Source organism: Kitasatospora sp. NPDC023118, assembly GCF_055560875.1.
Map to the genome: position 1 here is coordinate 26,474 of NZ_JBVHHW010000039.1, position 19,113 is coordinate 45,586.

23 protein-coding genes and 1 pseudogene are annotated in these 19,113 nt (G+C 70.7%); 18 read left to right on the forward strand and 6 right to left on the reverse strand.

Translation table 11 applies throughout. The features are described 5' to 3' along the window. Positions 1–322: 322 nt before the first annotated feature. The 3 genes from ACZ3UD_RS33605 to ACZ3UD_RS33615 form a co-directional block, all read right to left on the reverse strand. The gene (locus tag ACZ3UD_RS33605) at positions 323–2,752 is read right to left on the reverse strand and encodes an aminotransferase class I/II-fold pyridoxal phosphate-dependent enzyme (RefSeq protein WP_465596471.1); all 2,430 of its coding nucleotides are present in this window, start codon (positions 2,750–2,752) and stop codon (positions 323–325) included. Continuing rightward, complete coding sequence (hppD, locus tag ACZ3UD_RS33610) at positions 2,749–3,771, reverse strand: 4-hydroxyphenylpyruvate dioxygenase (protein ID WP_465596474.1); 1,023 nt, start codon at positions 3,769–3,771, stop codon at positions 2,749–2,751. Before hppD ends, ACZ3UD_RS33605 begins: the two co-directional genes overlap by 4 nt. A gap of 78 nt (positions 3,772–3,849) precedes the next feature. Further along, positions 3,850–5,433 carry an MBL fold metallo-hydrolase gene (locus tag ACZ3UD_RS33615; protein ID WP_465596477.1) on the reverse strand — a complete coding sequence of 528 codons (1,584 nt, stop codon included), beginning with the start codon at positions 5,431–5,433 and terminating at the stop codon, positions 3,850–3,852. Positions 5,434–5,726: 293 nt separating this feature from the next. Between ACZ3UD_RS33615 and ACZ3UD_RS33620 the strand changes: the two genes are divergently transcribed. The 11 genes and pseudogenes from ACZ3UD_RS33620 to ACZ3UD_RS33670 all read left to right on the forward strand — a co-directional run bounded on the left by ACZ3UD_RS33620 (position 5,727) and on the right by ACZ3UD_RS33670 (position 12,762). After that, positions 5,727–6,935: a cytochrome P450 gene (locus tag ACZ3UD_RS33620; RefSeq protein WP_465596480.1), complete on the forward strand. Its 1,209-nt coding sequence runs from the start codon at positions 5,727–5,729 to the stop codon at positions 6,933–6,935. A gap of 201 nt (positions 6,936–7,136) precedes the next feature. Continuing rightward, positions 7,137–7,736 carry a ketoacyl-ACP synthase III gene (locus ACZ3UD_RS33625; RefSeq protein WP_465596483.1) on the forward strand — a complete coding sequence of 200 codons (600 nt, stop codon included), beginning with the start codon at positions 7,137–7,139 and terminating at the stop codon, positions 7,734–7,736. Positions 7,737–7,955: 219 nt separating this feature from the next. Then, complete coding sequence (locus tag ACZ3UD_RS33630) at positions 7,956–8,447, forward strand: flavin reductase family protein (protein ID WP_465596486.1); 492 nt, start codon at positions 7,956–7,958, stop codon at positions 8,445–8,447. A gap of 49 nt (positions 8,448–8,496) precedes the next feature. Beyond that, a pseudogene (locus ACZ3UD_RS33635) lies at positions 8,497–8,698 on the forward strand (transposase); the annotation flags it as partial. After that, positions 8,653–9,764, forward strand: a protein-coding gene (locus ACZ3UD_RS33640) for an IS630 family transposase (protein ID WP_465596550.1) whose coding sequence is annotated in 2 segments (ribosomal slippage) — positions 8,653–9,126 and positions 9,129–9,764 — 1,110 coding nt in all. Because the reading frame shifts where the segments join, the coding sequence is not laid out codon by codon here. The pseudogene ACZ3UD_RS33635 and the gene ACZ3UD_RS33640, both read left to right, overlap by 46 nt. Before the next feature lie 278 nt (positions 9,765–10,042). Continuing rightward, entirely contained in the window at positions 10,043–10,255 is a 213-nt protein-coding gene (locus tag ACZ3UD_RS33645; protein ID WP_041132243.1) for an MbtH family protein, read from the forward strand. A 201-nt stretch (positions 10,256–10,456) separates the two neighbouring features. Next, on the forward strand, positions 10,457–11,527 hold the full coding sequence (locus tag ACZ3UD_RS33650; RefSeq protein WP_465596490.1) for a MupA/Atu3671 family FMN-dependent luciferase-like monooxygenase: 1,071 nt from the start codon (positions 10,457–10,459) through the stop codon (positions 11,525–11,527). A 234-nt stretch (positions 11,528–11,761) separates the two neighbouring features. Next, positions 11,762–12,058 carry a hypothetical protein gene (locus tag ACZ3UD_RS33655; RefSeq protein ID WP_465596493.1) on the forward strand — a complete coding sequence of 99 codons (297 nt, stop codon included), beginning with the start codon at positions 11,762–11,764 and terminating at the stop codon, positions 12,056–12,058. Positions 12,059–12,062: 4 nt separating this feature from the next. Further along, entirely contained in the window at positions 12,063–12,209 is a 147-nt protein-coding gene (locus ACZ3UD_RS33660; RefSeq protein ID WP_465596496.1) for a serine hydrolase, read from the forward strand. An 11-nt stretch (positions 12,210–12,220) separates the two neighbouring features. Beyond that, positions 12,221–12,622, forward strand: coding sequence for a serine hydrolase (locus tag ACZ3UD_RS33665; RefSeq protein ID WP_465596499.1), 402 nt, complete (start codon positions 12,221–12,223; stop codon positions 12,620–12,622). Continuing rightward, positions 12,622–12,762, forward strand: coding sequence for a hypothetical protein (locus ACZ3UD_RS33670; RefSeq protein ID WP_465596502.1), 141 nt, complete (start codon positions 12,622–12,624; stop codon positions 12,760–12,762). Before ACZ3UD_RS33665 ends, ACZ3UD_RS33670 begins: the two co-directional genes overlap by 1 nt. Before the next feature lie 117 nt (positions 12,763–12,879). On the opposite strand, the gene ACZ3UD_RS33675 is transcribed toward ACZ3UD_RS33670, so the two are convergent. Continuing rightward, the gene (locus ACZ3UD_RS33675; RefSeq protein WP_465596505.1) at positions 12,880–13,197 is read right to left on the reverse strand and encodes a hypothetical protein; all 318 of its coding nucleotides are present in this window, start codon (positions 13,195–13,197) and stop codon (positions 12,880–12,882) included. Between the two features lie 202 nt (positions 13,198–13,399). Here ACZ3UD_RS33675 and ACZ3UD_RS33680 point away from each other — a divergent pair, with 202 nt between their 5' ends. Genes ACZ3UD_RS33680 through ACZ3UD_RS33690 form a run of 3 tightly spaced genes read left to right on the forward strand, consistent with a single transcriptional unit; the run spans position 13,400 to position 16,123 of the window. Next, positions 13,400–14,725, forward strand: coding sequence for a sensor histidine kinase (locus tag ACZ3UD_RS33680; RefSeq protein ID WP_465596508.1), 1,326 nt, complete (start codon positions 13,400–13,402; stop codon positions 14,723–14,725). Further along, positions 14,716–15,360, forward strand: coding sequence for a response regulator transcription factor (locus ACZ3UD_RS33685; RefSeq protein ID WP_465596511.1), 645 nt, complete (start codon positions 14,716–14,718; stop codon positions 15,358–15,360). The genes ACZ3UD_RS33680 and ACZ3UD_RS33685 overlap by 10 nt, the downstream gene beginning before the upstream one ends. Before the next feature lie 16 nt (positions 15,361–15,376). Then, positions 15,377–16,123, forward strand: coding sequence for a DUF4097 family beta strand repeat-containing protein (locus ACZ3UD_RS33690; RefSeq protein WP_465596515.1), 747 nt, complete (start codon positions 15,377–15,379; stop codon positions 16,121–16,123). On the opposite strand, the gene ACZ3UD_RS33695 is transcribed toward ACZ3UD_RS33690, so the two are convergent. Together ACZ3UD_RS33695 and ACZ3UD_RS33700 are read right to left on the reverse strand one after the other, a co-directional pair. Then, positions 16,110–16,580 carry a hypothetical protein gene (locus ACZ3UD_RS33695; protein ID WP_465596518.1) on the reverse strand — a complete coding sequence of 157 codons (471 nt, stop codon included), beginning with the start codon at positions 16,578–16,580 and terminating at the stop codon, positions 16,110–16,112. The two genes, ACZ3UD_RS33690 and ACZ3UD_RS33695, sit on opposite strands and share 14 nt — an antisense overlap. Before the next feature lie 35 nt (positions 16,581–16,615). Then, positions 16,616–16,888, reverse strand: a complete 273-nt coding sequence (locus ACZ3UD_RS33700) for an acyl carrier protein (protein WP_465596521.1) — start codon at positions 16,886–16,888, stop codon at positions 16,616–16,618. 212 nt (positions 16,889–17,100) lie between these two features. On the opposite strand from ACZ3UD_RS33700, the gene ACZ3UD_RS33705 reads away from it, so the two are divergent. From ACZ3UD_RS33705 to ACZ3UD_RS33720, 4 genes are all read left to right on the forward strand, one after another. Beyond that, positions 17,101–17,232, forward strand: coding sequence for a hypothetical protein (locus tag ACZ3UD_RS33705; protein ID WP_465596524.1), 132 nt, complete (start codon positions 17,101–17,103; stop codon positions 17,230–17,232). Positions 17,233–17,442: 210 nt separating this feature from the next. After that, positions 17,443–17,610 carry a hypothetical protein gene (locus tag ACZ3UD_RS33710; protein WP_465596527.1) on the forward strand — a complete coding sequence of 56 codons (168 nt, stop codon included), beginning with the start codon at positions 17,443–17,445 and terminating at the stop codon, positions 17,608–17,610. A gap of 46 nt (positions 17,611–17,656) precedes the next feature. Beyond that, positions 17,657–18,367 carry a class I SAM-dependent methyltransferase gene (locus ACZ3UD_RS33715; RefSeq protein WP_465596529.1) on the forward strand — a complete coding sequence of 237 codons (711 nt, stop codon included), beginning with the start codon at positions 17,657–17,659 and terminating at the stop codon, positions 18,365–18,367. Between the two features lie 19 nt (positions 18,368–18,386). Beyond that, entirely contained in the window at positions 18,387–19,091 is a 705-nt protein-coding gene (locus ACZ3UD_RS33720; RefSeq protein WP_465596532.1) for a hypothetical protein, read from the forward strand. The last annotated feature ends 22 nt before the right edge of the window (positions 19,092–19,113 follow it).

The following is a 19,113-nucleotide window of genomic DNA, read 5'->3' on the forward strand; positions in this document are numbered from 1 at the left end:
GCGGTACAGGTTGTCGTCGATCGCCGGGTCGCTCACCGAGATCAGCAGACGGGCCATTCGGGGCCGTTTGCATGGCCAGGGCGAGCCCGAAGGTCCCCGCAGTGGTCTCCACGACCACGGTGTCCGGTCCTCACTCGCCGCGCTCCTCGGCGCGTCGCAGGATATGGCAGGCGGGGAGCAGCTTCAGCAGGGCGAATGACGCCCCGTACAGCCTGGGGCTGAGCCTGATCAGCTTGGGCAGAAGCAGCGCCTCGGTGATCGACTAGCAGGTGCGGGTGGGCGCCGGCATGGGTAGCTCCCTCGGGGTTCGGGCGCGGACGGCTCAGCCGCGGGCCGTCTGGGACTGGGACTTGATGAAGTCCGCCAACCGCTTGGTCCCGTCGGCTATCTCCTGGTGCGTCAGATAGCTGACGGACAGCCGGACGGCGTGCTCGCCACCGCCGTCCGGATAGAAGTAGGACATCGGGGTCCAGATCACACCGAACTCCTCGGCCGAGCGGATCAGCGCCGCGTTGTCGGCCTGGAACGGCACGGTGAGGCTGAGGAAGAAGCCGCCGGTGGGCTCGTTCCAGCGCACCCCGAGGGCCTCCCGCTCGGCGGCCGGGAACTGCTTGGCGAGCTCCTCCAGGGTGACCCGCATCGCGTCGCCGTAGTAGGCGGCGGTCTCGCTGTTCAGCGCGGAGGTCCGACCGTCGGCCGCGAGCAGCATGCCCGCTACCACGGCCTGGCTGACGGCCGAGGTATTCACCGTGATCATGCTCTTGATCTTGGTGAGCTCGTCGGCCAGCAGGCCGGTGCGGCCGTCGGCATCCACCACCGTCTGGTCGGCCACCACGTAGCCGACCCGGGCGCCGGGGAAGAGCGTCTTGGAGAGCGATCCCAACTGCACCACCCGCCGGTGGCGGTCCAGGGACTTCAGCGTGGGCAACTGCTGCCCCGGGCTGACCATCCGGTACGGGCTGTCCTCCAGCAGCAGGATGTCGTGCCGCTGCGCCACGTCGAGCAGGTCGAGCCGGGTCTGCAGCGGCATCGTGGTGCCGGACGGGTTGGAGTGGTCGGGGATCACGTAGAACACCCGGGGACGGCGGCCGCGGGCCCGCTCGGCCAGGATCGCCGCTTCCAGGTCCGCGCAGTCGAAGCCGGACTCGCGCTCGGCCACGGCGGTCGGGGTGACGTCCAACAGTCGGGCCGCGCCGGTGATCCCCACGTAGCAGGGGCTGGAGACCAGCAGCACGTCCTCGGGGCCGGCGATCAGCGCCCGCACCGCGAGGAACATTGCCTCCTGGCAGCCCACCGTGACCACGATGGACTCGGGGGCGACGTCGGTGTTCTCGTCTTTGCGCAGCGAGTCCGCGATCAGCTCGCGGATCTGGCCGCTGGTCGGGCCGTACTGGAAGAGCGCGGAGCGGACCTGCTCGGGGGAGGCTCCCTGCGCCTCCAGGTGGTCCAGGTAGCGGCGCAGGTAGGTGAAGATCTGCTCGGTGTCGAAGAAACCGTCGTAGGGGCGGCCGGGGGCGAACGAGACCGCCTGCGGGTAGCGGGTGGTGACCTCGTTGAGGAAGTTCATGGTGTCCAGCACCGGGTCGCTGACGCTGCCGTGCAGCTCGGCCTTGTGCAGCTCGGCCTTGTGCAGGTCGGTGGGCGGCGCGGCCGGTGCGGGGCTCGGCGCGGCCGCGGTGGGCTCGGCGCCGACCAGCTCCGGGCCCGTCTCGGCGACCGAAGGGGTTCCGGTGAGTGCCATCGCTTCGACCAACTCCTCAGTGATCAGCTCCAGTAGGCGCGCCGCGCCGTGCTCCCCGCCCACCGCGAGGCCGTGCAGCACCGGCCGGCCCAGCAGCACCGCGACCGCGCCGAGCGCCAGGGCGGCCAGCACGTCGGCGCCGCGCCGGATGCCGCCGTCGACCAGCACCGGGCAGGCCCCGCCGGTCGCCGCCACGACCTCGGGAAACACGTCGAGCGTGGCCGGAGCGCCATCCAGCTGGCGGCCGCCGTGGTTGGAGACCACGATGCCGTCGACTCCGGCGCGCACCGCCGCGCGGGCGTCGGCCGCGGTCAGAACTCCCTTGACCAGCACGGGGAGTGAGCTGATCTCACGCAGCCAGCCGATCACCGACCAGTCCAGCGCGGGATCGAACTCGGTGAGCGCATGCGCGCTCGGGGAGGCGTAGTCGCCACCGGTGAGGTTGGCGGGCACCATCCCGTCCGGCAGTCGGAAGCCGTTGCGCAGGTCGCGCAGCCGGCGGCCGAGCCGGGGCGCGTCGACGGTGAGGACCAGCGCCTCAAAGCCGGCCCGCTCGGCCCGCTCCACCAGCTGCCTGGTGGTGGCCCGGTCGCGGAAGCAGTACACCTGCAGCCAGAGCGGAGCGGTGGCGGCCTCGGCGATGGACTCGAAGGTCCGGCCGGCGAAGGTGCTCACCACCACCGGCAAGCCGGCCCGGCCGGCGGCCCGCGCGGTGGCGACCTCGCCCTCCGGGTCGGCCAGGGTGTGGTAGGCCATCGGTGCCACCCCGATCGGGGCGGACCAGGTGCGGCCGAACAGGGTGGTCTTGGTCTCCGGCACACCACTGCCGGTCAGCACCCGGGGCCGCAGCCGCACCCGGTCAAAGGCCGCCAGGTTGGCCGCCAGGGTGCGCTCTTGGCCGGACCCGCCGGCGATGAAGTCCCAACTCCCCTGGTCGAAACGTCCCTTGGCGGCCGCCTCGTAGTCTTCCAGGGTGAACAGGCCGGCGGCCTCCGGGTGTTCGACACTCATCCGGCGGTCATCCGATCGCGCTCCACCGCTTCGTAGAGGGCACGGATGTTGGCGCTGCCGAAGCCGCGCGAGCCGTTGCGCTGGATGAGCTCGAAGAAGAGCGTGTTGCGCGGGTAGGGCGAGCGGGTGAAGAGCTGCAGCAGGTCGCCCCACTCGTCACGGTCCGCCAGCACCTTGGTCTCGCGCAGCTCCTCGATCTCCACGCGGAGGCCCGGAAGCCGCTCGCCGAGCACGTCGTAGTAGCTGTCCGGGGTGTCGAGGAACACCACGCCCCGGTCCCGGCACTCGTGCACGGCCGGGATGATCTCCCCGGTCCGGAAGGCCAGGTGCTGCACTCCCTCACCGCCGTTGCGCTCCAGGAAGTTGTCGAGCTGCCCGGGCTCCTTGCCGGGATCCGGCGCGACCAGGGTGAAGATGGCGCTACCCGAGTTGCTGCGCACCACGATGGAGTCCATCGCCTGGTCGCCGACGGCGACGTACTCGGAGGAGTAGCGGGAGAAGTCGAAGGCCTCGCGGTAGAAGTCGGCGTACTTCTCCAGGGCGCCGCCCTCGACGCAGACCGCGATGTGGTCCAGGCCGGTGATCCGGCCGGTCGCCGCCGCCGGGCTGGCCCCGGGGGTGGGAACCCAACTGCGGCCTGCGGGAAGGCCGTTCGCCAGTGCGTCGACCGGCAGCAGGGTGTGCGCGACGTCCCCGAAGCCGGACACGACCGGCAGGCCCTGCGCGGAGCGTGTCACCGTGGCGCCGGCCGCGGCGGCCGCCGAAGCGGTCGCCGCCACACCGTCACAGGTCAGCGCGACGTCGGCGATGCCGTCACCGTGCTGCTCCAGGAACCGCCAGATCCCCCGCCCGGAGGTGACCACCAGGCGGACCCCACCCTGCTGAAGCAGCACCGAACTCTGCTCCGTCTCAACCGAGTCCGCCACCCGGGTGAACCCCATGGCGGACTCGAAGTAGTCGACGGCCGACACTTTGTCCTTCGTGTACAGCTCGACATAGGCAATATCGTGCACAGCCATGGGAGTACCTCCTGAAGGGTGCTGCGGCCGGATGTCGGTGAAAGGGTCCGCCTGGGGGCTTCGGTCAGGCTCGGCCTGCTACCAGCGCCACTCCTGCTGCTTGAACAGGTGGCCGGCCGGGATGTCGCGCTCCTTGCACCAGCCGAGGAACTCCTCGATCTGCTTGATCTGGTACGTGTCCGGCGTGTAGGTGGTGGCCATCACGTGGCCCAGCCAGTCCTCCTCGCCCATCGCGTAGATGTAGGCCTCCTTGGCGCCCAGCTCGACCATGATGGCGGCGGCCTGCTCCGCGTTGGAGCCGGACAGCTTGCGGGAGTTGCTCATCTTCTTGGTGACCGGGATGGTCAGCAGCGCCTGGTAGAGCCAGGTCAGCGGGGCGCCGTCGCACTCCATGCCGAGGAAGGCGAAGTCGGCGGTGCCCAGGTTGCCCTTGATGTAGCGGTAGAGCTTCGGGTCGATGCCGGAGGAGTCGGCACCGATGAAGATCTTCTTGCCCGCCAGCTCGGCCCAGTAGGTCGACTTGGCGCGGATGTCCAGGTCGCAGTGCTCGCCGAGGAACGGGGTGGCGGTGATCTTGCCGCCGGGGAACTCGACCTCGTCGAAGTCGTCGACCTCGACCACGTCGAAGCCCTGGTGCTTGAGCATCAGCGCGATCGACGGGTCGGCCAGGTTGCCGCGGGAGTAGCGCGGGCAGACGATCTTGCCGACCCGGCCGCGCAGCTGCAGCAGGGTCTCCATGACGATGTGGTCCTGGTGGCCGTGGGTGATCAGCACCAGGTCGATGTAGTCCGGCAGGTCGTCCAGGGTGTAGCGGTCGCCGGCGTCGCTGTCCGCGCTGATGAACGGGTCGGTGACGATGGCCGCTTCGGGCGTCTGCAGCACCAGGCAGGCGTGGCCGAAGTAGCGGATCCGGCCGCCGGACTCGATGTGGCGGTCCTCGTTGAGGGCCGGCGTCTCGCTCAGCATGGTGCGCAGAACGGCCGCCTGCTCGTCGTTCAGCTCCAGCGCCTCTTGCAGGTGGGCCAGCGTGGTCGGCTTGACGCGGGCCTTGAACAGCTCGGTCAGACCGGGGTGCCGGAACGGGATGTCCAGCTCCAGCACGTCGTCCGAGGGCAGCCGCGGAGTGCTCAGGATGAACGGGCGCTCGATGCCAGTCTCGAAGGAGAGTTGCACCGACTGGCGCGACTCCTGGTAGTACGGGCTGTGGTAGAGCACCGGTTCCATGAAGCGCAGCTGCGCCTGGTTGTCGGTGTCGTAGGCCAGCTCAACCAGACCGCCCAGCTCGTCCGGCAGTTTCGGGTAGAGCGGGGTCAGGTCGAAGCCGGTGGCGTTGGCCCGCAGCAGCTCCTGGCCGGCGGCGATCGCCTCGGCGAACTTCAGCATGTCGGCCCGGTCCCGCTTGATGGTGGCGAGCAGCTCGCGCACCTCGTCGGCGCGCTCCTCCGGGATGTTGATGAAATAGCCGCCGCGCAGCTCCGGATTGTTGCTGGCCGCGACATGCACCTGCGGGGACTGCAGGTACGACTCGAGCAGCGGGACATGCAGGAACGCCAGGTTCATCGCCGCCTGCACCGGCGCCATGGTGTGCGGCTGGGCGACAAACCTGTCCACCAGCGGCTCGATTATGACCTTGGACCGCAGAAACAACTGCTCATCAGTCATCTGCACCCCTCCTTACCCAGGGAAGACGACACCATCAACAGGGCAGCCGACGATTCGGCGCACCTTAGCCCGGCATAATTCCATCCGGCCAGGGAACATAGCCTCCCAGCGCTGAAGAGATCAACATGCCTCAATGACTCGGGACACCGCTCGGCAGCGGTGTTCAAGTGCGCTTTTGCGGCACTTGAACAGGCCGCTCGGACGACCTGGAGCGGGCGGCTCGGCAAGCCTTGACGCTGTGCGAAACAGCATGCCACCGTGAAATCAACCCTTAGACCCCTGCGAGGCATCGCGTGCAAAGCAAGCCGATCGAGCCGCCACCGCTTATCAACCTGGTCGATCCAGCACTCTATTCACATGGCGACCCTTTTGTGCAGTGGCGGTGGCTGCGCGCCAACGACCCGGCCCACTGGCACGAACCGGCCGAACTGCCCGGCTACTGGTCGCTGACCAGGTACGAGGACGTGCGAACCGCCTACCGCGATCACGAGACCTTCAGCTCCGCACACGGAATCCTGCTGCGGCCCGCCGACCACGGAGTCGACCCCGGGGGCGGCCGCACCCTGGCCCTCACCGATCCGCCGCGCCACCGCCAACTGCGCGGCGTGGTGGACGAGTGGTTCACCGTCCGGTCGGTCCGGACACTCGAGGAGGAAATGCGGGACATTGCCCGCGCCGTGGTCGTCGGCGCCTTGGCCCAGGAGTCCTGCGACTTCGTCGCAGAAATCGCCGCGCGCATTCCGCTGTATGTCATCTGCAAGATGATGGGCATCCCAGAGTCGGACTGGCAGTATCTGTACGATCTCACCAGCAAGGCATTCGCCGATGGCGACCCACTGACCCGCCGATTCGCCCACCTCGACATCATGGGGTACTTCGAGAAGCTCCAGGAGGAGAAGGCGGCGAATCCGGGCGACGACCTGGTGAGCGCACTCGCCACCGCCGTCATCGACGGTGATCGGCTCAGCCCGGACGACATCATCCTGAACTGCGACAACCTGCTCGTCGGCGGCACCGAGAACACCCGGATCTCAGCGGCCGGCGGTATGCTCGCCTTCCTCCAGCACCCCGAGCAGTGGGACATCCTGCGGGCGGACCCGAGCCTGCTGCCGTCCGCCGTCGAGGAAGTGCTGCGCTGGACCTCGACCGCTACCCACATCATGCGCACCGCGACCAGGCCGATCGGGATCCACGGCAAACGGATCGAGCCCGGCGACCGCGTGGTGTTCTGGCTCCCGTCGGCCAACCGCGACGAGACGGTGTTCGACGATCCGGACCGCTTCGATGTGCTGCGCAAGCCGAACCGGCATCTGGCGCTGGGCTTCGGCGAGCACTTCTGCCTCGGCAGCGTGCTGGCCAAGTCCGAACTCCGTCTTATTTTCGGCGAGTTGCTCAACAGCAGGGTCGGCATCGAGCTGGCCGGAGAGCCGAAACTGCTGGAATCGATCGTCGTCAACGGCCCCGAGTCCCTGCCGGTCCGCCTGACGCCGCGGGGCGCGTGACCCGATGTCCACGACAGAGTCCACCTCATTGTCCGGGGACCGCCGCGACCGGCCGACCTCGGTCCTGGACGGCCTCGGCACCTGCCTGCCCAGCACCGAGATTGACAACGCCGCGCTGGTGGCCCAGCTGGACACCACCGACGAGTGGATCCGCTGTCGCACCGGCATCGCCGCACGGCGCCGGGCGGCCCCGGGGTGTCAATGCGCGACCTGGCCTGCGAGGCCGGCGCCAACGCGCTGAGCTCGGCGGGCCTGCGAACGGTCGGTGTCGTGGTGCTGGCCACCACGACACCGGACCGCCCGTGCCCGGCCGCAGCGCCCGAGGTCGCCCACCACCTCGGCCTGGGCCAGGTCCCGGCGTTCGACATCTCCGCCGTGTGCAGCGGGTTCGTCTACGCCACCGCGGTGGCCAACGGCCTGATCACCAGCGGCGTCGTCGACAGCGTCCTGATCGTGGCGTCAGAAATCTACTCCCGGATCGTCGACCCGACGGACCGCGGCACAGCCGTGATCTTCGGCGACGGCGCGGGTGCGGTGGTGCTGGAACGGGCGGTCGTCTCGACCAAGGGGGTCACCGGCCATCTGCTGGGTGCCGCCGGGGCGGTCGAGGCCGGACTCACCGCCCTGTCGATCGCCCATGGGGTGGTCCCACCCACCGCTAACTTCGGCTCCGCCGGCCCGGACGCCGCCGACATCGACATCGTCCACGGTGCTGCCCGGCAGGTTCCGGTGCCGCTGGCCGTGAGCAACTCGTTCGGCTTCGGCGGCCAGAACGCCGTCGTCGTCCTGGGGAGCGTCTGACCTGGTGCGCCTCGGCGGCTCAGGAGCCGCTCAGGCGTACCAGACCAGTCTCATAGGCGTAGATCGTCGCCTGGGGATCCGACCCCTGATGTTCAACTTGCCCAGGACCCGGCTCACATGCGTGGTAGCCGCCGGCTGACCGGCAGCGCCCGGTAAGCCACCCGGCGGCGGTGGGATCCAGCCCGCCGCCGCCTCCCTCTCAGGAATCTGGAGGTATGGATGTCCGTCGCACCCGAGGAGTTCACCCGGACCATGGCGCGGGTGCCGGGCCCGGTCGTGGTGGTCACCACGGTCGACCGCACGGGGCGTCGCTGGGGGTTCACCGCCAGCTCGTTCAGCTCCCTGTCGATCGCTCCGCCGCTCGTACTGGTCTGCCTGGGCAAGTCCGCCAGCACCCATGTGGCCTTCGCAAGCGCAGACCATTTCATGATCAACGTACTTGCGGAAGGGCAGGCCGACATCGCCCGGCGCTTCGCCTGTTCCGGAGCGGACCGTTTCGCGGCCGGGGACACGCTGCCGATGGAGCTTGGACTCCCGGGTGTTCCGGACGCGGCGGCCCGAGTGGCCTGCTCCATGGACCGCGTCGTCGACGGTGGGGACCACTCCGTCCTGATCGGCCGGGTCGAGGCGGCCTTCGCAGGGGAGGACGCCCCGCTCGTCTACTGCGACCGCTCCTTCCAACGACCGGAGGCCTTGGAGGTGGCCAGGTAGGTCTGACTGGGTGTTTTGGCATGGCTGATCCTGTAAATGGCATGTGGTCATGTCGCTTTCCGGCGCCCGATGGGCCCTCATCGAGCCGATTCTGATGGCATGGAGAAAGGCCCGGCTCGACCGCCGGCCGACCGGCCAACCTGGCGAGGGTCGACCCGCGCGACGTCTTCAACGCGACCCTCTACGTCAACCGCACCGGAATCCCCTGGAATTACCTCCCGCACGCCTTCCCCAACCACGGCGCCGTCTACTCGCCGAGAGGGCCGCGCGGGAGCGGATCCGGTTGCAGGCCGTGGAACGCTTCGAGTCGGGGCAGAAGAACAGGGAGATCGCCGCCGTGCTGCGGGTGAGCGAGCGGTCGGTGGAGCAGTGGCGCCGGGCCTGGCGCGAGCGCGGAGAGGCCGGCGTCCAGTCGAAGGGCTCGCCGGGGCGCCCGAGGCTCGGCCATGGCCAGCTCGCCAGGCTGGAAAGGGAGTTGGAGCGCGGCCCGCTCGCCCACGGGTGGGCGGACCAGCGGTGGACGCTCGCGCGGATCAAGACGCTGATCGGCCGCCTGTTCCACGTCTCCTACACGGTCGAGGGCACCTGGCAGCTCCTCAAGCGCCACGGCTGGTCGTGGCAGCAGCCGGCCCGGCGCGCGATCGAACGCGACTACGGGGCCGTTGAGGTGTGGCGGGAGGAGACCTGGCCGCGGGTAAGAGCATCGCGGCGGAGCGGGACGCGTGGCTGATCTTCGAGGACGCAGCCGGGCAGTCGATGACTCCGCCGCGTGGCAGGACCTGGGGCCGGATCGGCCGGACCCCGGTCGTGCGGGTGCGGGTGCGGGCCCGGGGCTCCGGGCGGCTGTCGATGGCGGGGATGACCTGTTACAAGCCGGGCGAGCGGTCCCGGCTGATCTACGCGGCGCGCGAGTCCCGGGGCCGCAAGGACGAGCCGAAGGGCTTCGGCTGGCGGGACTTCCGGGACCTGATCGTCCGCGCCCGCATCCAGCTGGGCGGCCCGATCGTCCTGGTCTGGGACAACCTCCGCCTCCACCTGACCAGCGGGCCGAGGGAGTTCATCGCCGCGAACTCCGACTGGCTCACCGTCTTCCAACTGCCTACCTACGCCCCGGACCTCAATCCGACCGAGGGCATCTGGTCGATGGTCAAACGCGCCATCGGCAACCTCGCCGCCGCCGACCTCGCCCAGATCAGCCGGGCCGTGAAGCGCAGACTCAATCGGATCCAGTACCGACCCGACCTGGTCGACGGATGCCTCGCCGGCACCGGCCTCATCCTGGACGGCCGACCGACATCACGCTTTCAAGTTCAGTAATCCCCCCGAATGAACCAACAGATGGGTGGCTTCAAAAGCTGACGACACTGGCACGCTCCGCCGCGGCCACCTTGGCACCATGCGCGACGTGGATCAAGACCGACCGCAGATGGTGCGAAGTATCCTGTTCAACCGGCGCCAGGCCGCAGTTAGACGGATAGTCGGGGCCACGGCGTGCTCGGTGCGGCGGTTGTTTGACTCCGACTCGGCACCCTGGGCCATAGTGGGCCGCAGTGGGACCGGACGGTCCACATCTTGCCCGCAGGAAGGACGACGTGATGACGAACCCGTTCGAGGACCCTGACGCGAACTACCTGGTCCTGGTCAACGACGAGGGCCAGCACTCGCTGTGGCCGGTCTTCATCGAGGTGCCGGCCGGCTGGACCTCGGTGTTCGGCGAGGCTGCGCGGCAGGAGTGCCTTGACTACATCGAGGCGAACTGGACCGACATGCGCCCCAAGAGCCTGATCGCTGCGATGGCCCAGAGCTGATCGGCCTACACCCCCGTCGGCACCCCCGAAGGCCGCTCCCCTCGTGGAAGCGGCCTTCGGGGGTGTCGCGACCGGGCGCCGACTCCTTACGGTTGGCTTCCCACGACCGGCGGGATCCGGCCCGCCGGGTGGTCAGGCGCGGCAACCCGGCGTCCTCCTTCACCCAACTGCACACCACGTGCACACGATCCGGAGACGCGGATGGACTTCAGCCTCTTCTACTTCGCCAACAACGACACCGAGCAGCAGGACTGCTACCGGCTGCTGCTGGAGGGCGCGCGCTTCGCCGACGACCACGGCTTCACCGCGGTGTGGACCCCGGAGCGCCACTTCCACGCCTTCGGCGGGCTCTACCCCAATCCTGCGGTCACGGGCGCCGCGGTCGCCGCGGTGACCAAGCGGGTGGCTGTGCGGGCCGGCAGCGTGGTGGCACCGCTGCACCACCCGATGCGGATCGCCGAGGAGTGGTCTGTCGTCGACAACCTCTCCAACGGGCGGGCGGGGGTGGCGATCGCCTCGGGGTGGCACGCCGCCGACTTCGCGCTGCGCCCGGAGAACTACGAGACCCGCAAGAGCGCGCTGATAGACACGATCGACACGATTCGCCGGCTGTGGCGGCGTGAGTCGGTCGAACTCGTCGACGGCGCGGGCGAGTCGGTGTCGCTGACGATGTTCCCGCCGCCGGTTCAGCCCGAGCTGCCGGTATGGCTGACCACCGGCGGCTCCCCGGCGACCTTCGAACTGGCCGGACGCCACGGCCTTGGCGTCCTCACCCACCTGCTGGGCCAGGAGGTGGGGACGCTGGCACAGCGGATCGCCAAGTACCGGGCGGCATACCAGGAGCACCAGGGCGACGGGGGGCGCGCCCACGTGGCGCTGATGTTGCACACCTTCGTAGGCACTGACCGCGAGGCCGTACGGGAGACCGTGCGCGAGCCGTTCTCCCGCTACCTCGCCAGTTCCTTCGACCTGATAGTCAAGGCTGCCGAGGCCGCGGGAGCCGACGGCGCCGCGATGATGCGGGAGCTGAAGAACGTGAGCGAGGAGGACCGCCGTTTCCTGGTGGCCCAGGCCTTCGACCGGTACTTCGAGACCAGCGGCATGTTCGGGACCGTCGAGGAGTGCATGGCTATGCTCAAGCAGCTCGCCGACGCCGGCGTGGACGAGGTCGCGTGCCTGGTGGACTTCGGCGTGGCGACCGACCAGGTCGTGGACGGCTTCCAGCACCTCGCCCGGCTGCACGACACCTGGCGTGCGCACACCGGGCGCTGAGGGCGCCCGTGGGCCGACACAAATGTCCCGGGGCGTCTGAGAGGCCCCGGGACACTGTGCTGGAGACCGCCCGCCGTTGCAGACGGGGCACGCTGACCGGCAGCCCCCGTGGGAGGCGACGAGATCAATCCGCGACGCCCTGCGTCAGCTCGGCCGTATCCCCCAACCTCACACGCCACCGAGCGGGGAGCCAACCGACGTCTGCGGAAGCTGGCCGCCCTGCGGCCGCCGCAGGTGGGCTTCGCCTTCGTCCGGCCGACCGAGCAGGACGCCGACCCGGCGCTGGTGTTCGTCCCGGAGCGGGTGGAGCCCATCGGCCCGGCCACGGTGGCAGGCGACCACCTGCTGGAGGTCGAGGCGGACGTCTGCGGCGGGCAGCTCTACCTGCGCTGGACGTGCCGCACGGCGCTGCACGACGAGGCGACCGTCCGGCGGTTGCCGGACGAGCAGCTGGCGGAGCTGGACGGGCTGCTGCGCCAGGGGGCGGGCAGCACCGCCGAGCGCTCCGCCCGGCCGCCGCCGACGGGATAGAGCGGTGCTGGCCGAGCACGGGATCCCGGGCGCCAGCCTCGCCTGGATCGAGGACGGGCGGACCGTCGCGGTGCGCGCCTTCGGCTCGGTCGACGCGGCGGGCTCCGAACCGGTCACCCCGGAGACGGCCTTCCTGGCCGGCTCGATCTGACCCGCCGGCTGGTGTTCGAGCCGCTGGGCATGACCGGTTCGAGCTTCGACCCGTGCTGGCCCGACACCGAGGGGCGGCCGTTCGCGCACGGCCACGACGCCGACGGTCGGCAGGTCTCGGCCGGCTACTACGCCAACCCGGAGCCGGCCGCCGGCCGCCTCTGGACCACGGCCGCCGACCTGGCCGCCCTGGCCGCCGAGCTGCGGCGGTGCTACCTGGGCCGGGAGCGCGGGCTGGTGGCGACCGAGCTGGTGCGGGAGATACTCACCCCGCAGTTGGGCCGCGCCTACGGCTGGAGCACCATCCTCGACACCACCGGTGGCGACCTGGAGTTCGGCCACGGCCGCCAGGCGTACGGCTACCAGGCGATGACCTGGGTGCGGGTGCACTCCGGGCCGGGCGCGGCCTGGTGATGCTGAGCAACGCGGTGACCGGCCGGGAGCTGATCAGGCACCTGATCGCCACCGAGCTGTCCGGGCGGACCCGGCTGACCGGTGAGTGGCAGCGGGCCATCGAGGAGGCCGTGGGCCGGGAGCGGGGTGGGACCGCGTAGCCGCCTCCGGTGCCGTCCGTCCGGGGCGGTCGTGACCGAGCACTCGGTCGCGGCCGCCCCGCCGTGCGTCAGGGGTGCGCACGGAGGGGCGGCCGCAGCCCGGACGCCCGCGGCCCGTTACGAGCGGCGCGGGATCCGGGCGGTCTGTGACAGCGACACGCAGATGACGGAGGTGGCGGCCCACACCAGGGGGACTGTCCACGGGCTCCACCACATGAGCGCCAGCGAGACGGCCGCGGCCGTCAGCTGCGTGACGGTGATAGGCAGCACAACGTCGCGCCGGTACCGCCTCAGCTGCTCGCCGAGGACCTCTTCGACGATCTCGGCGACCCGGTCGTCGATGGTGTCCTCGTAGCGCACGAGGAGCTGCTCGATGTCGTCGGTCCTGCCGACCGGGTAGGGGCGGCCGGCGGAGCTCGAGTGTCGATCGGTCATGTCCCCACGATGTCGCGCTGGGCGGCCCCGGGTCGACAGCGTGAACCCACCGGCCGGACGGGGGGTAAACCCTACCCCCCGCTAGTGGGCGCTCCTCGCTGTCGACGGGTGGTCGGGTTGGGTACCGTTCCCTTGTCGAATCGAGGCGCGGACGGTGACCTGGTCGCCGCCCGCACTGCCCACGAGAGCGGGTCTGAAGCAGTTGACCGAGAACATCGCCGGCCGTGCCACCGGCAGAGCCCGGACGGACGCCTGGCCACCCCGCGAGGTGGTGCCGGGCAATCCGCTGCGCGCGATGGCCTCCCCCGTGCTGTGGCGGGCGTCGATCCACCTGGCACTTGACGCTCTGGTGGCGCTGGCGGGACTGGCCGTGCTGGTCGTGCTGGTCGTCGCCGTCTGCCTGGCGCCGGCAGGCCTGGTGGGCCTGCCGCTCACGGTGGCGGCGGGGTGGGCGCTGTTCCGGCTGGCCGCCGTCGAGCGCGCCCGGTTCGCCGTGACCTGCGGGCTGGAGCTCGACGAGCTGCCGGCGCCGGTCTCTTCGTGGCGGTTGGCCAAGTCGCTGCAGTCGCTCATCCACAACCCCTGCACCTGGCGGCTGATCGGCTACTTCGTACTGCTGATGCCGGTGGCGGTGGTGACCGTGGTCGGGGTGGCGCTGATCTGGGCCGTGCCGCTAACCCTGGTGCTGCTTCCGGCCTATTACCGGGGCCTGCCCGGCGGGCAGGCCCAGCTCGGGCCGTTCGTGGTGGATTCCCTGCCCCGGGCGCTGCTGGTCGCGGCGCTGGCGCTGCTGGTCGGCGCGGTCCTCTCCCCACTGATCGTCAAACTCCTGCTGGCGCTGGACACCGCGCTGGCCGTCGCACTGCTCTCCCGGCCCCGCGGTATGGAACTGGAGCAGCGGGTCAACGATCTGACGGAAAGTCGAGCCCGGGTGGTGGACGCCGCCGAGGCGGAGCGCAAACGGATCGAGCGGGATCTGCACGACGGTGCCCAGCAACGGCTGGTGGCGATGTCGATCACCCTGGGCCGGGCCAGCTCGCGGTTGAAGAAGTCCGGTGACCACGAGACCAACAAGCTGGTCGAGGACGCCCGGCGGGAAACCCTCAGCGCCATCGCCGAGTTGCGCAACCTGGCCCGTGGCCTGCACCCGCCGGTGCTGACCGACCGCGGCCTGGAGGCGGCGCTCTCCGCCGTCGCCGCGCTGGCTCCGGTCCCGGTGCGCCTTGACGTCCTGGTGGAGCCGCGCCCCTCCTCCGCCATCGAGGCGGTCGCCTACTTCACGGTGACCGAGGCGCTCACCAATGTGGCCAAACATGCTCATGCGACCCGCGCTTGGGTGGAGATCCGGCGGGAGGGCGCCCGATTGGACGTTAAGGTTGGCGATGACGGGCGTGGCGGAGCCGATCTCGCGGCCGGCACGGGTCTGACCGGTCTGGCGGACCGGGTGTCCGGGGTGGACGGGCGGTTCCGGCTCAGCAGTCCGGTGGGTGGACCGACCGTGATCGAGGTGGAATTGCCATGCGGGTAGTGCTGGCCGAGGACTCCGCGCTGCTGCGCCAGGGCATCGAACTGCTGCTCAGCGAACAGGGGATCGAGGTGGTCGCCGCGGTCGGCGACGGGGAGCAACTCCTGCGCGCGGTGGCCGAACACCGGCCGGACGCCTGTGTGACGGACGTCCGGATGCCGCCCACCTTCCTGGACGAGGGCCTGCGCGCCGCACTGGCGGTACGCGCCCGCTGGCCGGAGACCGGCGTCCTGGTGCTCTCCCACTACGTCGAGGAGCGCTACGCCATCGACCTGGTCAAGACCAATGACAACGGGGTCGGTTACCTGCTCAAGGACCGGGTATCGGATGCCGAGGAGTTCGTGGACGCACTGCGCCGGGTCGCCGCGGGCGAGACGGTCCTCGACCCGGAGGTGGTCAAGCAGTTGCTGGCCGGCAGCCGGCAGCGGGATCCGCTGTCCACCCTGACGCCGCGCGAACGGGAGGTCCTCACGGCCATGGCGGAGGGCCGTTCCAACGCCGGGATCGCAGCCGATCTGGTGATCGGCACGGCGGCGGTGGAGAAGTACATCCGCAGCATCTTCGTGAAATTCGATCTGCAGCAGGAGGCGGGAGACCACCGCCGCGTGCTCGCCGTTTTGCGCTACCTGGGAGCTTGAGATCAGTACCACACCGATGAAGCGCCGCGGATGCCTCCTCATAGGGCTGGCCGTCCTCGTCGCGGTCGTCGCCGTGGCCAGTTGGGTCGTGGTCGCCTCGCTTCCGGTGCACCACCCGTACAGCGGCAACTGGCAGCAGGACGCGGCCGGCGCCAGCCAGGTGACGGTCCAGGCCGACGGACTCGGCGTGACGCTGAGTCAGGACGGCTCCTCGCAGGTCACGGTGGCCATGAGCGGCAGCTACACGGGCCATGTCCCGCAGGTCTCCGTCACCCGGTCCGGGTCGGACGTCACGGTCACCGCCGGCTGCTCCAACGACTGCTCGGCGCACCTGCAGATCACGGTGCCGGCCGGCCTGGCCGCGCAGGTGAGCACCGGGGACGCCGGGATCCAGGCGAAGGGTCTGACCGGCCGGCTGGATCTGACCACCGGGCTGGGCGGGGTCGAGGTGGACCAGTCGTCCGGCCCGCTGACCGTGCGGAGCACGAACGGCGCGGTGACCCTCGCCGACAGCAGCGCCCCGAACGCCGAGGTGATCACCACCGACGGCGCGGTCAGCGCCTCCTTCACGGCGGCACCCGCCTCCCTGAAGGTCACCACGGGCTGGGGCGGGGTCGACCTCAAGGTGCCTCACGACGCCACCTACCACGTCGACGCGCAGAGCTCCTCGTCGTCGCCGAGCGTCTCGCTGCCGAACACCGCCACGGACGCGCCGCACAGCGTGGTGGTGAAGACCACGCGCGGCGGCATCACGGTCCACTGAGCACGCCCGTGCCGCGAACGACGGTGGTCGGCACCCCGCGGTACTCCGCGGCCATCCGGTCCAGCATCCCGGGGATCACCCCGAGCGAGGACCAGCGGTCGTAGGGCGACTCGACGGCCGGGTCGATCAGGATGTCGGAACCCAGCCGCTCGGCCAGCGCCCGCCGCTTGGGCGAGAAGTCGACCGCGACGACCGGGCCGTGGCCGCGCGCCTTGAGCACCGCGACGACGCCCAGGCCGATCGGGCCGAGGCCGAGCACCAGGCCGTTCCGGATGTCGTGCGGGGTGCCGCCGGTGCGGCGCACGATGTCGCTGAACGCCTCGGGGTCGCCGAGGGCATGCAGGTCGGAGCCGCAGATCCCGCAGGCCAGCGTGCGCACCAGCAGGTGCCCGGACTGTGGCACCGGATCGGGGACTTCTTCGACGACGAGCGCCCCCGCTCGGGTGATGGGCGGCACGCACGGCCCGCTCTCCTCTCTGCGGTCTCCCGTGGTCAGGCGCCCTCGGCCGTCTTCTCGATCAGCAGGGCGACCAGTGAGTCGATGGTGGGGTAGTCCCAGGCCAGGGCCGGCTCGACCTCGATGCCCAACTCGTCCTCCACGTCGCCGCACAGGGCGAGGGCATAGACCGACTCCAGGCCGTACTCGACCAGCTTGACGTCGGGCTTGATCTGCTCGGCCGGGATCTCCAGGTAGTAGGCGACCCGTTCGGTCAGCCACTGAGCGAGCTGCTGGACCTCGGGGGCCGATTCCATGGACGTGGTCATGAGGGTTTTCCTTCCGAAACGGGGTGTCGGGGGGTGGGTCACGGATGCCGGGGTGAGTCCAGCGAGGGGGCGAAGCCGGCCAGGTAGAGGGCCGGGACTGGATCCGGGCCCGGTTCAGCGGCGCGGTGAGGTCCCAGTTGCGGTGCAGGTTCCGGTACCAGTTGAGGCCGCCGGTGAAGCCGGTCGCGGCCAGCGCCTCGGCATAGACGGCGATGTCCTGGTCGGTCAGCCACCCGGGAAGCCGGTCCGGCTCCGGGCAGCGGTCGAGGAAGCCGCAGTCCGCTGCCGCCCCGGCCGACACCACCGGCACCACCACCCCGCCCGACGACAACGGCTGGGACTGACAGGGGGGTTATCCCTACCCCGGTTCGGTGGGCTGGCCACGTGTCCGGCCCGGCCGAACTGCTGTTGGCTGGAGGGCAGATGGTCGGTGCGGGGCCGCAGGTGCGTCGCCCCGCAGCGCCACCGCGAACCACCGGTGAAGGCCACCGACCTTCCCGAGAACGAGGAACGGAACGATCAATACCTCAAGCCACACCGCCCGACGGTGCGCCATGACGACCGGCGACGGCGCGGTCGACCTCGCGGTGCCCTCGAGCACCGGCTACCGGATCGGCGCCCACAGCAGCAGCTCCGCGCCGCAGATCGACCTGCCGAACTCCGACGGCGCGTCGGCCTCCCTCACCGTGGCCGCCTCCAACGGCGGCATCCACATCCACTGAGCGGGCACCACCGCCCCACCCCGACGACCAACGTTGGAGAAGAACCATGAGCCACCCCTCCTCACCCCTGCGCGCCCCGTTCGGCAAGGCCGGCATCTGGGCATTTGCGGGCGCCTCGGTCGCGGCCGCGGCCACCGCCTGGTGGGTGACCGACTCCGCGCCGTACCCCTACGCGCAGCACCGACTGCTCGACCTGCCATTGCCGTTCCTGTCCTGGGAGCGGCTGGCCGAGCAGCTCCAGCCGCTGCCGGGCGAGCGGATGCTGGAGATCGGTCCCGGCACCGGGCTGCAGTCGCTCCAGGTGGCGCCCCGGCTCGGCGCCGACGGCCGGCTGGACATCGTCGACATCCAGCAGGAGATGCTCGACCACGTGATGCGCCGGGCCGCCGGATCCGGCCTCGACACCATCGTCCCCACCCTGGCCGACGCGCGCGAACTTCCCTTCGACGACGCCACGTTCGACGCCGCCTACCTGGTCACCACGCTGGGCGAGATCCCCGACGTCCCCGCCGCCCTGAGCGAGCTGCGCCGGGTCCTCAAGCCGACCGGTCGCCTGGTCATCGGCGAGTTCTTCGACCGCCACCAGATCCGCCCGGCGACCCTGGCCCGGCACGCCAACGCCGTCGGCCTGCACGTCATCCGGCAGTCCGGACCGGCCCTGGCCTACTTCGCACTGCTGCGGCCGTGCACCTCGGGCTCCGACGGCCGGCCGCACGCCGGTGCCGCGGACCGGTGTGCGGCCACCATCGACTCCTGATCGGGACTGGAGGACCGTCGTGAACAATCCCGACATCCGGCGCGCGGCCGAGCGCGAGTGGGGCCTGCTCTACCGCCGGGCGCACGCCCGGCTGCGGGCCAGGGGCCCCGCCGCACTGACTCTCGCCGTGGTCTCCAGCTGCCTGGTGCTGCTGTTCGCGGCGGTCGACGAGTTCCCGAGCGGGGCGGCCTTCGTCTCCCGGATAGGCGAGGTCCGGGCCAACGAGCCGTGGGACGTCGCGCTGCTGCGCTTCCCGCTCTCGATATTCGTGCCGGCCCTGGACCTGCCGGTCTGGGGGGCGCTGGCCCAGGTGTTCGTGGTCTTCGCGATCGCCGAGCTGACCCTCGGCCCGTGGCGCACGCTCGCCGTCGGGTACACCTGCTCGCTGGTGGGCACCTGCTACGCGCGCTTCGGGGTGTCCCGGCCGCCCGGCCACCTGCTCCACCTGCCCGCCGCATTCGCCCAGGTCCGGGACACCGGGCCGTCGGTGGCCGTGATCGGGCTGGGCCTGCTGGTCGCCTGGCGGTTCGGGGCGCGCTGGACCGCGCTGGGCGTGGTGCTGCTGACGGCCGCGATCACGGCGGTGGACCCGTCGTTGGCGGGTTACGAACACATGGCCGCGCTGGTGACCGCCGCCGTGCTGCTGCTCTCGGACGGGGTCGCCCGCAGGCTGGCCGCCCGCGGTGCGCACGGCTCCGCCGCCGTGGCACCCCGGCCGCGGTGACCTGACCGGCGACCGGGGCGGC

What these genes read in the sequence shown, in the direction of transcription:
- ACZ3UD_RS33675 (WP_465596505.1), bottom strand. Translation starts at nt 13,197, where the DNA reads ATGACCGATCGACACTCGAGCTCCGCCGGCCGCCCCTACCCGGTCGGC.
- ACZ3UD_RS33625 (WP_465596483.1), top strand. Translation starts at nt 7,137, where the DNA reads ATGCGCGACCTGGCCTGCGAGGCCGGCGCCAACGCGCTGAGCTCGGCG.
- ACZ3UD_RS33705 (WP_465596524.1), top strand. Translation starts at nt 17,101, where the DNA reads ATGTCCTGGTCGGTCAGCCACCCGGGAAGCCGGTCCGGCTCCGGGCAG.
- ACZ3UD_RS33645 (WP_041132243.1), top strand. Translation starts at nt 10,043, where the DNA reads ATGACGAACCCGTTCGAGGACCCTGACGCGAACTACCTGGTCCTGGTC.
- hppD (WP_465596474.1), bottom strand. Translation starts at nt 3,771, where the DNA reads ATGGCTGTGCACGATATTGCCTATGTCGAGCTGTACACGAAGGACAAA.
- ACZ3UD_RS33710 (WP_465596527.1), top strand. Translation starts at nt 17,443, where the DNA reads ATGACGACCGGCGACGGCGCGGTCGACCTCGCGGTGCCCTCGAGCACC.
- ACZ3UD_RS33650 (WP_465596490.1), top strand. Translation starts at nt 10,457, where the DNA reads ATGGACTTCAGCCTCTTCTACTTCGCCAACAACGACACCGAGCAGCAG.
- ACZ3UD_RS33685 (WP_465596511.1), top strand. Translation starts at nt 14,716, where the DNA reads ATGCGGGTAGTGCTGGCCGAGGACTCCGCGCTGCTGCGCCAGGGCATC.
- ACZ3UD_RS33670 (WP_465596502.1), top strand. Translation starts at nt 12,622, where the DNA reads ATGCTGAGCAACGCGGTGACCGGCCGGGAGCTGATCAGGCACCTGATC.
- ACZ3UD_RS33615 (WP_465596477.1), bottom strand. Translation starts at nt 5,433, where the DNA reads ATGACTGATGAGCAGTTGTTTCTGCGGTCCAAGGTCATAATCGAGCCG.
- ACZ3UD_RS33700 (WP_465596521.1), bottom strand. Translation starts at nt 16,888, where the DNA reads ATGACCACGTCCATGGAATCGGCCCCCGAGGTCCAGCAGCTCGCTCAG.
- ACZ3UD_RS33605 (WP_465596471.1), bottom strand. Translation starts at nt 2,752, where the DNA reads ATGAGTGTCGAACACCCGGAGGCCGCCGGCCTGTTCACCCTGGAAGAC.
- ACZ3UD_RS33630 (WP_465596486.1), top strand. Translation starts at nt 7,956, where the DNA reads ATGTCCGTCGCACCCGAGGAGTTCACCCGGACCATGGCGCGGGTGCCG.
- ACZ3UD_RS33690 (WP_465596515.1), top strand. Translation starts at nt 15,377, where the DNA reads ATGAAGCGCCGCGGATGCCTCCTCATAGGGCTGGCCGTCCTCGTCGCG.
- ACZ3UD_RS33715 (WP_465596529.1), top strand. Translation starts at nt 17,657, where the DNA reads ATGAGCCACCCCTCCTCACCCCTGCGCGCCCCGTTCGGCAAGGCCGGC.